This window comes from Chryseobacterium daecheongense (assembly GCA_027920525.1).
GTDB lineage: Bacteria > Bacteroidota > Bacteroidia > Flavobacteriales > Weeksellaceae > Chryseobacterium > Chryseobacterium proteolyticum.
In genome coordinates this window covers 1,592,225-1,604,541 of sequence record CP115858.1, presented here as the reverse complement: position 1 = coordinate 1,604,541, position 12,317 = coordinate 1,592,225, and the positions used below count along the sequence as shown (strand labels likewise).

Below are 12,317 nucleotides of genomic sequence, written 5' to 3'. Positions count from 1 at the left end.
AAAATGTCATCTAATATAAATAATAATACAACTATGGCTTCAGGATCACTTCCTATGGATAATGTCCTTTTACAGTCGAATTGCCTATATATGCAAGCTGCCGGATCCAAAGGAGATGACAGTACTCCGGGAATTCATTTAAGATGGACCCTGAAAGGTCCTGTTGAACAACATTTACCTAAAGGGGATAATTATTCTGGTCCACCAAAAGGTTTAAATAAGGAAGACGATTTCGTAAGAGTATTCAGAACACCGTACTTTCCTCAGGCAAGAAGTCTTTATCTAACGGATTCTCCAAGAACCGTTATTGATTCTGAAGGTTTATGGCTTTATGGAAACCGTGAAGTAAGTATGTTTTATGTGTATTTCAGAAATCTTAATAAATACAATGAAGTAAGAGGTCATGTAGATCCGTTTTCAAATCCAGAGGAATTTTTAGAACAATACGGGAAAAATGTTATTGAAGTTGAATGTAGAGAAAAATTATTTTTCTCTACGCAACTTACCCCAAAATCACCGGGTACTTCAAAAACGGAAGTTTTGTCAGTAGAAACAGATCTTTTGGGGCTGCCTAAAAATGTGACTTTCAGGAAAAATATTGTAGACTTTTCAGAAAAAATATTTGCTGAAAATGGCAGAAGCATTCGATTTTTACCTTCGGGAACCATTATTACAAAAATTGATTTTGAATTTTATGAAGATTTTGCCTATAAAAGTCAGTGGGAGGAGATCGGAATATTTGGACTTTCTCTTGATGACAGTGAAGTGCTGCATCGAAGACTTGATCCTGATCCAGGCAATCGTCCCGTACATGCTTCCTGGGCAAGGTACAATGATGGAGAGTTTGTAAATATCAAAAATTATCAGAGAAGATGGAATGGCTTAGATGATCCTCAGAGTACTATTATGGATTCGGTCAAGAGATACTTAGAATTGAGTAACGATGCAGCAAATCCTTTAGCTATTGATCATTATTATCTTAATGATGATGAGAGTGATCCTAATCCGCTTGAATTTTCTCATTTCAACAATTTGCAAATGGCAGCACTTGACTACCATGTTTCCAGAATGTTAGGATTGGGACACTTGGATATCCATGATGAAGTTTACAACGGAGAGAAGTATATGTATGCGGCTTACTATGTTACAATGGCGGATTTAGGCAACGGGCAAGGTCAGAACGAGCGTAATCATATTTACATTACTTTACCTACTGCACTTGATGATCAGAGGTTATGTCTACCAATCAATTTAAAAGAACCGGTTCCGGGAATGGTATCTGCGGATCCTACAGCAGGAACTACGATGAGTGGGCTTACTGATGCAGAGGGATATACCCACGATGGTACGGGAAGGTATTTAAGTTTGATGATTGAAGAGCTTATGCCCGATGAGCCAGCTGATAGTACATTCTATTATACCAATCATGAATTTGATATGTCTAAGTTTACTTATCCTGTTCATGTGGGTATTGAATACAGATCAAGTGATGAACTAGAATGGAGACTTCCTGAACTACCCAATGACCCTAACTTCCAGAATGTATTTTCAAATGGCGCAGAAGCCCATAACGAGACAGTCGCTATTGCACTTCCAGACTTTGGAAATCCTGCCTATGTACACAAAGAGACAAAATCAGGAAAACATGTATATGGTTCTTATGGTGTCAACTGGTTTTCGAGAGCACAGTCCTCTGAGACGACCTGGGAGGTAGAATCAAAAATAAGACCTGCAAACACTTTGTTACCACCATCCAGTGTGAGTGCATTTTTAGTTCAGCAAGAACAACCATTGTTGCTTACTTCACAGAATGAGCAGGATATGTATGCTCTAAATCCGGCCAATGATAAGACCTTGATAAGATTAACCATGGAATATGATGCTTCGCAAGATATGATTTCCTATCACAAAGCTATTAATGGAACAGATTTAAATGATTTTAATCCCCTTCCGGATAATGAAGAATTGTTTGCTGATAAAATAGAGGTGTTTTTCCGTCCTGAAATTCCAAATCAGGTATTCGGAATGATTGATACAATATCAGATCTATCTGGAAATCCTTTAGTGTCTGTGGTTACTACCAAAGCTTTACAACTAAGTAGCGCTGGAGCCAATCAGGCTATGACGCCCTCAATTCCTGCGGCTTCTTTTCAGAACTACATAGGAGGTATTTTTAAAGTAGGAGCGGATGATTATATTATTGATAATATTGTATCCGGTGCAGACCCGAATTTTCCAATCTTCTATATTTACAAAAAGCAAGTCGGGAATGCTTTTGGTCAGAATGTACCTGTTGTTTTTGATCCTGCCAATTTTGTAGTACCAAATGCAGATGAATCATTTATGGTGATCGAAAATATGCAGAATACATCAACCTGGGGAACGGCAAATCCACATCCGCTTAAAATTCAGATCGGGGATAACTGGCCTGTCTATACTGAAGAAATTACGGTAGAGTCCGGAGCAGCTCCTGATGTAACTTATAATACGTACTTCAGAAAATTCAGAGGAATTAAAAAACTAGCCAATATTAAAAGGGCCGATACTCAGGGTGCTCCGTTTGCTGGGTTGTATGAGCTTAATTTTCAGTCGTTTGTATTGAATAATCATCCTCAATATTCTACTGTCGCAGGAGCTGACAGTGTACAATGGTATAAAGGAAGTGTTAGGGTTTCCATAGACGGTCAACAAGGCAAAGAAAAACGGACTCTTAAAGTAATCCGTATAGACAATATCGGAACTGGCAACCTAAGGCTTTTTGCTCTGGATGAGCTATTTGCAACCGATCCTTTACAGCCGGACACCCCACCAAGAGTAGAAGAAGTTAACTTCTATCCGGGATATAGAGTGTACCTTCATTATAATGCTCCATGTCGCCTGACGAAAGATTATGTTATTCCTCAGGATCCTGATATCCTTGAAAAATACAGTATTTTCGGAACCAGAACCATCGATCTTACTTATTCTGATTACAAATCCAGAATTTCCATTCCTACAATGATGTTTGGAAGAAGAATCGAAGCTCCTGAAACTCCAGATAAGCCATTAGGAGCCAAATATGCTACAAGACCAGACTATTTTGGACGTTCATCATATGCTTTTACTACAAATTTTGCACATAGGCCATTTAGTGTAATGTATCTTCGTAGTAATGATGATATTCTTCTGAGCTCTTTATATGAATATACAGAAGGGTATAATGCGACCCCTGCAGTTAATTCAGTTGAAGATATCCGTCTTAAGAATAATGATGAATACTTTAATGCAAGATTATTGGAATTAGCGAATGCGACTATTGATACTAATACGAAAAAGTTTAGGGAATATAATGGTTATGCCCTGCCAATGCCAAATAATAAAGCATTTCTCAAGAGTATTAATGAATTTATTTTAGAACATAATAAATACTACGATGATATAGCACCTGTAACATATGATCAAATTACAGATATGCTTTATGAAATCATTCCTGCTGATCCAAACGGGCAATTTGGAAGACTGACATTTTATGATTTCGTAAAACAAACAATTCAGAATTCATTTGTTCCATTAACGGAGATTCCGATTCTTTATCAGCATATAAAAGGAGGAGATTATCAACCCATTCCAAAAGCTCAGGTAATCAGGGGCGAAAATGGAGCTTATTTGAACCCTGCCGACCCTAAATTTGATATGGCTCCTATGATGAAAACGGTGGGAAACAATAAAACATTATTTGTTGATTTTACATTAGATGGAGCTTCAACAAGTGTGTATTTCTATTCAGTAAAAGAAGTGAATGCTCAGTTAGTTCAAGGGGAATTAAGCCCTGCAGTAGGTCCTGTGAAAATGATCAACTCGTTCCCATTAAGGACGCCTGAAATTAAAAGTGTTATTCCTGTCTTAGAAAACACAGAAGAGAATATTGTACCTAAAATGCAGGTAACCATCAATTCATACAATAAAATCTACAATATTAAGAAAGCAAAATTATACCGCTCTCTTAATATAGAAGATGCTGTTTCAGTAAGAACAATGAAGTTGGTGAAAGATCTTAATCTTGAAGCTACAGGGCTGTTAGATAATGAAGTCTGGACTTTAGAAGATAACTTTGCCGATTTATCTGAAGTTCCGTTCGGAGATCCTTTATATTATCGCGTAACGGTAGAGGCTGAAGTAGAATATACAGAAGCAAATTATAGTGGAAACAATCAATCTGATGTAGTTGTAACAGAATACGCACCTTCTGAAGCTTCAAAATTGATGATTACAACCATTACAGAAAACGCCTTACCGGAATCACCGGAACTGAAATTTGAATCCAATCCGATTATAGGAAATGTTGTGACTTCAGGTCTGCTGAGCTGGAAAGAACAATGCTATAAAGGTAAATATCATTTATATCAGATGACTAATCAAGGAAACTGGAAAGAAGTAGCAAGAATGAATATCCTTTCAAATAATACTTCAAAGGTACAGTTGTTTCTTTTTGAAAATGATCCTCAGACTAACACTGAGGCATGGATTCCTAAAGAAATCTTTGACATTAGTGATAAAACAATTTTCCTGCGATTAGAAAAATTAGGGTTAGACCCTCTTACAGTAAAGGATGTAGATGGAAATCCTATTTATTATCATTTTAAGGTTACCACAGAAAACACATCAGGGATGTTTAGTAAAGATGAAAGGATTATTACTCTGTATAGCCCGGACTCTTCGACGACAATCGGTGGAATTTCTTCAGATGGGACCGATGGAATGATTATCGAGCAAACATTTATCGTTAGCCCTAACTAACCCTTAATTATAATTAATGAAAAATGAATCAGTTCCTCCCAACTTTATGGGAGGAGGAACTCTGATCATGAAAAAACAAAAATTATGGCAAAAAAAACAATAGCAGCTTTAAAAGAATATTTTAAAGCAGGAAAGCGGCCGACAGAAAGCCAGTTCGGGGATTTGTTGGATAGCTATTCCAACTTAGACGATAAAACTATTTTCCCTGATAATTATAAATATAAAGATTTATACTTTGAATTTCCTCATCAGCAAGGTGATATGGCTGTAGATGTCCTTTTAGGAAATAATTATCTGAATGGAAGTATTGAAGTTGAAGTTACAGGTACATTTTCGCATCAGACAAGTGTTGGTATTATAAAAAAACAATTTGAAGTAGGGCTTAATCCTGATGGAAATGTTTGGTATCCTACTACGGCCAGAGTTGTAGAAGCAGCAGGAACCATTTTGGAAAGTATTTACATTGGAGATATTGTATGGGACTCCGCAAGAAATGAATATAAATTCACTATTTATCATACAAGCCCCAATCAAAACCCATATGCTGTAAGAATCAAACAGTTTTCTTATGATAAGGCATTTGTAGATCAGGCAAGGCTTTCTGATATATATGTTAAACCATTAGTTGAGCAAAAAAAGCATTCAGTATATTATAATGGAAACATTGGAATAGGAACTGATAACCCAAAATCTAAACTGGATGTATGGGGTAATGTTCAGGCTGGTAGAAGTGATGCTACAGAAGGAATCAATGCATTTTCCATCCGTTATGAAAATGGATCTGTAAACAATTGGGGATCATTAAGAAGTGGCGCAGAAACTTACATGGGTTATGGCGTTAAAGCTGATAATCAGACGGCTTATGGCTGGCTATCAGGTAATGGATCTTACGCTGGTTATAAGACAGCGGTAACGGTTGGTGGTGAAGGAATTAAATTTTTATCTTCTAACTACGTGCAAGCTGCCCAGGATTCTCCCGTTACGATGTCAGAGCTTATGAGGATAATCCCGAATGGAAATGTTGGAATTGGCACAGATAACCCACAACAAAAATTGGATGTACGCGGAATTATGGTATCACAAGTTAGTAGTAATGAAGGAGGTGCTCTTCTCTTACAAAATCCAGCCAAAACAGCATCTGGTACCGCCCACCAATGGGCAATCTACAATATGACAGGAGGCTATGGTAATGGATTACAATTCTGGAGCTATTCTACAGATGGAACCTATGGACCAAGGTTGTTCTTATCAGATGCGGGTAATATGGCCTTATATGGTAAAATTGAAGCAAAGGATGTGGTAATTACTGCGACACCCACTGCGGACCATGTCTTTGCGTCGGATTACCATTTAAGAGATATCGGTGATCTTGAAAAATTCATCTCCGAAAAAAGCCATCTTCCGGAAATCCCTTCCGCAAAAGAAATGATGGATAATGGACTTTCAGTTGGGGACTTCCAAATCAAATTACTTCAGAAAATAGAAGAATTAACATTATACATGATCTCAATGAAAAAAGAGATCGATGTTTTAAAAACAAATTAATCATGGCGAAAAGAGATATACAAGAGTTAAAGGAGTATTTTAAAGCAGGCAAGAGGCCAACTGAAAGCCAATTTAGTGATTTCATTGATAGCTATTTACATTTGGATGACCCAAGATTATCTTCTGAAAGCTACAAATACAAAGATTTCTTCATTTTTTTTCCTCATCAGCAAAATGACCTTGCCGTTGATGTTTTACTGGGAAATGGTTATGTCAATGGTGAATTTGAAGTTCAGATTGTAGGCTCGTACAGTAATGAAAATACGATTGGAATAATTCGAAAACAGATTATTTTTGGGGGAAATCCTGATAACAATATTTGGTATCCATCTGCTTCCAGGGTTATGGAAGCTTCAGGACCCATAGTTGACAATATTTACGTGGGAGATATTATCTGGGATGATACCTTAAATCAGTACAAATTAAGTATCTATCACACCCGATCCACAGGGAACCCTTATAGTATGCGGATCGTACAGCAGTCCCAAGGAACAGCAGTTGTAGATAACGCAAAAGTTTCAGGAATATATGCCAGTCCCGTTATAGGTCAGAACAAACACTATACTTATTATAGCAATAATTTTGGAGTAGGAACATCGAATCCTCAATCCAAATTACAGATTATCGGTTCATTTAGCGAACCGCAAGATCCAGGTGCAGTTATCATCGGAGATACCACATTGCCTAATTTAAGAATGGGGTATAATACACAGAACACATGGATTCAGAGTCATGCCGGATCTCCACTACATATTAATCCATTAGGAAATACCTTAGTGTTAAACAGAGATGCAGGTAATGTGGGAATTGGAACCCAAAATCCGGATCAAAAGCTAACTGTAAAAGGAAAAATACATGCAGAAGATGTAATTGTAGATGCCAATGTTCCTGCCGACTATGTATTTCAAAAGTATTTTGATAATACTTCTTCCATCAGACCGGATTATCAAATGCCTACGTTAAATGAGCTGAAATCATTCATAAAAAAAAATAAACACCTTCCGGAAATTCCATCTGGAGATAATATTATAGAAGGTGGAATTAAAGTCGGAGATTTCCAGATGAAATTACTTCAGAAAATTGAAGAACTGACTCTTTATATGATTTCTCAAAATGAAGAAATTGAGAGATTAAAAAATTTAATAAATTAAATAAATCATGGCAAAGAAATCCATCACAGAATTAAAAAATTATTTTAAGTCAGGAAAAAGACCAACTGAAAGTCAGTTTGGAGACCTTATAGATAGCTATGTGCACCTAGATTCAAATGATGCACCTTATTTGCCTCTTTCAGGAGGAACAATGACGGGCGGCATAAATCTTGGGCAAACAAATACAAACGGAATATCCAGAGATATGTCCGGTGTAACAACTAGCTCTAATTTTTCAAGATATTTTACAAAGCTAATAGGTTCTAACGGAGATATAGATACATTTGGATACTACGGAACCGTTACAAGTAGCGGAGCTGTAAATTTGAGTTGGGGATATATTGGAGGATCAGCCTATAACAGTAAAAATGCAATCAGATGGACCTCTGACCAGCGTGTCGTTGTCGGAGCCAGTTCTTCTGTTGTTCCAACTACGGGATATGCCCTAGACACTGTAGGAAATCAATATACGAGAGGAAATGTTGATTTAAGTGGAAACATAAACAGCACCACCGGAGAATTAATTCTTCAAAGGCAAGGTACAAATAAAGTGAGAACCAATACATATAGTTTGATTCTTTCTGGAGAGACAGCCGCAGGAAACATATATTTAAGACCACAGGGCGATAGTACCAGTGCAGGTCAGGTTATTCTTAGTTCAGCTGGCACACAATATGTTGATGCTTACAATCTAAACTTTGGTACCCAGACGACTACTGGATCTGCATTGTTTCATACTAATGTAGCAAGTGCAACACCAGGATATGGTTTATGGATGGGACATAATTTGCAGTTCAATGGAACAAACTTTATTCAGCCCAGAGGAAGTTTAGCATCATGGGGATTTACAGTAAACAATCATAAGAATTTTTCATTTAATTATGCAACAAACTCTGGAACCAACGGGAGTTCGGTGTCTTTAACAGAAGTTGTTAAGATTAATAATACAGGTACTATTACTACCTTAAATCACGGAGATTCCTCTCAATGGAACAATGCTTTCACACAGGGGTTGATATACAGAGGATTAGTTGGTAATGTTGACCTTAATACTATTACGACAACTGGATTTCGGATACAAGGAGGTACTGCTAATGCTACTCCTGAAAATAATCACCCCGTATTGCTCGCTGGACTTTTAAAAGTATTTGCAACAAGCACTCATATCGTTCAGGAGTATATCACGTATTCAATATACAATGATTCCTACAGAAGGTATTATTATAATGGAACATGGTCACCATGGACAAAAGACTGGGATTCAAATGATTTTTCACAGCAAAATATTAACAACTGGAATGTTGCATTCGCCAGAAAAAATGAATCTGGGCAGATAAAAGTAAGTTATGCAGGATTGTCTGTTTCTAATTTTACAGCCAATACATATAAGCAACTTAATATTAATATTGCTACTCCAACAATTGTATCTTCACCCGTCACAAAATATCCCAATAGTACACCAAATAATTATAAAGGAATCTTTGATTCGGGAAGAAATGGAGGATCAACAACTTATTCCGGTAGATTAATAGAAAATCCAATTCCCGGACAGAATCATAGATGGAGAATTATGGGTAGTTTTTCTGATAGAACAAATGCTTTATCAGATACATTAACCCTTGGAATCAGACTGAAAAATCCTGTGAGTGGATTTTCTCTAATGGGAGTAATTACGGTTGCTCCACAACAAAGTTCAGGCGAGTTTTCTTTATATTATGATACTATTGCTGATGCAGCCTCAATCTCTTCAGCGAATGGATATATACTAGAAGTAGTTGCAAGTAGTACAGACGCTAACTTATCTGTTAACATTAATTCTATTACAAGATTTTCAGAGGCTATAGAAGCTTAGTTTCGAAACTTATAAACTGTTATCTATGTCTTGATACAAGTACCGCGATTACTGCGGGGCAATATGTAGGAGCGGATTCCCATATTTATCTTTGGTTTAAGTTACCGAACGTGTATTACTCCAGTTTTAAAGTGGATTCAATGCGTGTAGGAAACGGAACTCTTATTAAGGAAGGAGATCTGGAACTGATTGTAACAAATACTCCACAACTATAACCTTAATTCTAAATTCTATTAGAAGATAAACCCAATCCCTTTTAAACTTCGGTTTAAAAGGGATTTTTGATTTTGTAAACCCATTTGGAATACAATAAATATAAAATACAGAGAAGTTATCATAGGATATGACGTAGTACAAACAATCATTCTATCTTTACTTTATTAAATAGTAAAACAGATAAAAAATATAGAAATGGAAAGAACAGAAGTAATTATTAATACACACAACAGGGGAGAAGTTCAGTTATTTTCTGATGATCAGAAGATAGGAAAAATGGATATCTCAGTTATAGGACAAAAATTAACCGTTTATCATACAGAGGTAGATCCTGAACATGAAGGAAAAGGTTTTGCTAAAATACTATTGGAGAAACTTGTTTCTTATGCCAGGGAAAATAATTTGAAAATAGTTCCTCTATGTCCTTATGTTTTTGCGCAGTTCAAAAGACATCCGGAAGAATATAATGATGTCTGGTTGAAAGAATAAATATAATAATTGATTAAGCTTCCTGTGGGAGCTTTTTTTGTACTTTATAATGATCAGTTACCAATGTTTAATCTTTTCCCGGTATTGATTAGCTATAAGTTTTTTAAAGTCAAAAAAAATCCCGATTTTTGCAACCCTTTCAATAATCCCGAACATTCATGAAACTTTGTATTGCCGAGAAACCCAGTGTTGCCAGAGATATCGCCAAAGTTTTAGGTGCTACTACACCTAAACAGGGCTATATGGAAGGAAACGGCTATTGTGTAACCTGGACATTCGGACATTTATGTACGCTGAAAGAACCGCATGATTATGGTCCGCAGTACAAATCCTGGAATCTGTTTTTATTACCGATCATTCCCAATAACTTTGGAATAAAACTGATTCCGAATAAAGGAGTTGAAAATCAGTTTAAAGTAATTGAAAAACTGGTGGAAGAATGTGATGAGGTCATTAACTGCGGGGATGCCGGACAGGAAGGAGAATTGATCCAGCGTTGGGTATTGCAGAAGGCAAAGTGCAATAAGCCGATTCAACGATTATGGATTTCGTCCCTAACCGAAGATGCGATTAAAGAAGGATTTGCTAACCTGAAACCTGCGGAAGATTACAAAAATCTGTACCTGGCTGGAAATGCCAGAGCTATCGGAGACTGGTTGCTTGGTATTAATGCAACACGCTTATTTACGAAAAAATTCGGAGGGAATAAAGCCGTTCTTTCTATCGGCCGGGTACAAACTCCAACCCTTGCAATGTTGGTTCAGCGTCAGAAAGAAATTGACGCTTTTACCACAGAAGAGTATTGGGAACTTAAAACGAAATACCGCGATGTTATTTTCAATGCTGCGATTGATCGTTTAAAGACACTGGACCGAGCTGAAAAAGGATTGGAATATCTTAAAGTAAATCCCTTTGAAATCGTTTCATTTGAGATCAAAGAAGGAAAAGAAAAGAACCTGAGGCTTTTTGACCTTACGGGACTTCAGGTGGAAGCGAATAAAAAATACGGATATTCAGCCGAAAATACGCTTAATTATATTCAAAGCCTTTATGAAAAAAAACACGTGACTTATCCGCGTGTGGATACGACGTATCTATCTGAAAATTTATATCCTAAAATAGAAGGAATCCTTCGGAAAATGTACTTTTATCAGGATTTAATTGCTCCACTATTGGAAGCTCCTATACCGAAATCCAAAGCTGTTTTTGATGATTCGAAGGTAACGGATCACCATGCAATTATTCCCACCGAAGTTCCACCATCCCAGAACCTGAGCAGGGAGGAAAAGCTTATTTATGATCTGATCGCCAAGCGTTTCATTTCTGTTTTTTATCCCGAATGTAAAATTTCCAATACATTGGTAGAAGGAAAAGTGGGAACTATTCCTTTTAAAACAAGCGGAAGACAGGTTTTAGAGCCGGGATGGAGAGCTGTATATGCCAAAGAACCGAAAGAAGAGTCTTCAGATAAGGATAAAGAAAAAGAAGAAGAGCAAACCATTCCTGAATTTACAGTAGGAGAAACGGGGCCGCATGATCCAATAATCCATCAGGGAAAGACATCCCCTCCAAAACCATATACCGAAGCAACGTTGTTAAGGGCAATGGAAACTGCCGGAAAGCAGGTTGATGATGAAGAGCTGCGTGAAATGCTGAAAAACAACGGGATCGGAAGACCTTCTACCCGGGCCAATATCATAGAAACTCTTTTCAAACGAAAATATATTGAGAAGAAAAGAAAAAATCTTATTGCGACGCACACCGGAATTCAACTGATCGATACTATTGAAGATGAATTGCTGAAAAGCCCTGAACTTACGGGAGAGTGGGAGTTAAAGCTTAGGAAAATAGAAAGTGGTGAATATGAAGCCAATCAGTTTAAAGAAGAACTGATCCAGATGGTCTCTGAACTTACAAGAAAAGTAGTGGACGGAAAAGGAAAAGTGATCACTTTACAGGAAGAAGAGAAAGTGGTTGAAAAGAAAAAACGCGAACCTGCTCCTAAAAAGGAACTTCAGTCTTTTGAGGAAACAAAATGTCCGAAATGCAAAGAACACAATCTGATTAAGGGGAAAACCGCAGTTGGATGTTCAGATTTTAAAAATTGTGGTTTTAAAATACCGTTTGAGCTCTTTGGAAAAAAGTTATCAGAAAAACAACTTCTGGATCTTATTCTTAAAGCAAAAACATCTAAATTAAAAGGTTTCAGTACGCATCCGGATGCCCTTACGGAAGGTGTCCTGTCATTATCTGATGATTTTACGGTGCAACTAGGTTAACTCACATTA

The 12,317-nt window shown here is 37.0% G+C and carries 6 protein-coding genes; all 6 read left to right on the top strand.

Annotation, left to right across the window (positions count from 1 at the left end; all coding sequences use genetic code 11):
* Positions 1–3: 3 nt before the first annotated feature.
* The 6 genes from PFY10_06980 (at position 4) to PFY10_06955 (ending at position 12,308) form a co-directional block, all read left to right on the top strand.
* A complete protein-coding gene (locus PFY10_06980; protein WBV58186.1) occupies positions 4–4,776 on the top strand; it encodes a hypothetical protein in 4,773 nt (1,590 codons plus the stop codon).
* A gap of 84 nt (positions 4,777–4,860) precedes the next feature.
* A complete protein-coding gene (locus tag PFY10_06975) occupies positions 4,861–6,321 on the top strand; it encodes a hypothetical protein (protein WBV58185.1) in 1,461 nt (486 codons plus the stop codon).
* A 2-nt stretch (positions 6,322–6,323) separates the two neighbouring features.
* Positions 6,324–7,472 carry a hypothetical protein gene (locus PFY10_06970; protein WBV58184.1) on the top strand — a complete coding sequence of 383 codons (1,149 nt, stop codon included), beginning with the start codon at positions 6,324–6,326 and terminating at the stop codon, positions 7,470–7,472.
* A gap of 7 nt (positions 7,473–7,479) precedes the next feature.
* The gene (locus PFY10_06965) at positions 7,480–9,324 is read left to right on the top strand and encodes a pyocin knob domain-containing protein (protein ID WBV58183.1); all 1,845 of its coding nucleotides are present in this window, start codon (positions 7,480–7,482) and stop codon (positions 9,322–9,324) included.
* A 411-nt stretch (positions 9,325–9,735) separates the two neighbouring features.
* The gene (locus tag PFY10_06960) at positions 9,736–10,029 is read left to right on the top strand and encodes a GNAT family N-acetyltransferase (protein ID WBV58182.1); all 294 of its coding nucleotides are present in this window, start codon (positions 9,736–9,738) and stop codon (positions 10,027–10,029) included.
* A gap of 158 nt (positions 10,030–10,187) precedes the next feature.
* Positions 10,188–12,308 (top strand): DNA topoisomerase 3, encoded by a 2,121-nt coding sequence (locus PFY10_06955; protein WBV58181.1) that lies wholly within the window; start codon positions 10,188–10,190, stop codon positions 12,306–12,308.
* Positions 12,309–12,317 lie beyond the last annotated feature (9 nt).

Excerpts from the sequence above, each read along its gene's own strand:
- PFY10_06980 (WBV58186.1), top strand. The coding sequence starts at position 4 with ATGTCATCTAATATAAATAATAATACAACTATGGCTTCAGGATCACTT.
- PFY10_06965 (WBV58183.1), top strand. The coding sequence starts at position 7,480 with ATGGCAAAGAAATCCATCACAGAATTAAAAAATTATTTTAAGTCAGGA.
- PFY10_06975 (WBV58185.1), top strand. The coding sequence starts at position 4,861 with ATGGCAAAAAAAACAATAGCAGCTTTAAAAGAATATTTTAAAGCAGGA.
- PFY10_06960 (WBV58182.1), top strand. The coding sequence starts at position 9,736 with ATGGAAAGAACAGAAGTAATTATTAATACACACAACAGGGGAGAAGTT.
- PFY10_06970 (WBV58184.1), top strand. The coding sequence starts at position 6,324 with ATGGCGAAAAGAGATATACAAGAGTTAAAGGAGTATTTTAAAGCAGGC.
- PFY10_06955 (WBV58181.1), top strand. The coding sequence starts at position 10,188 with ATGAAACTTTGTATTGCCGAGAAACCCAGTGTTGCCAGAGATATCGCC.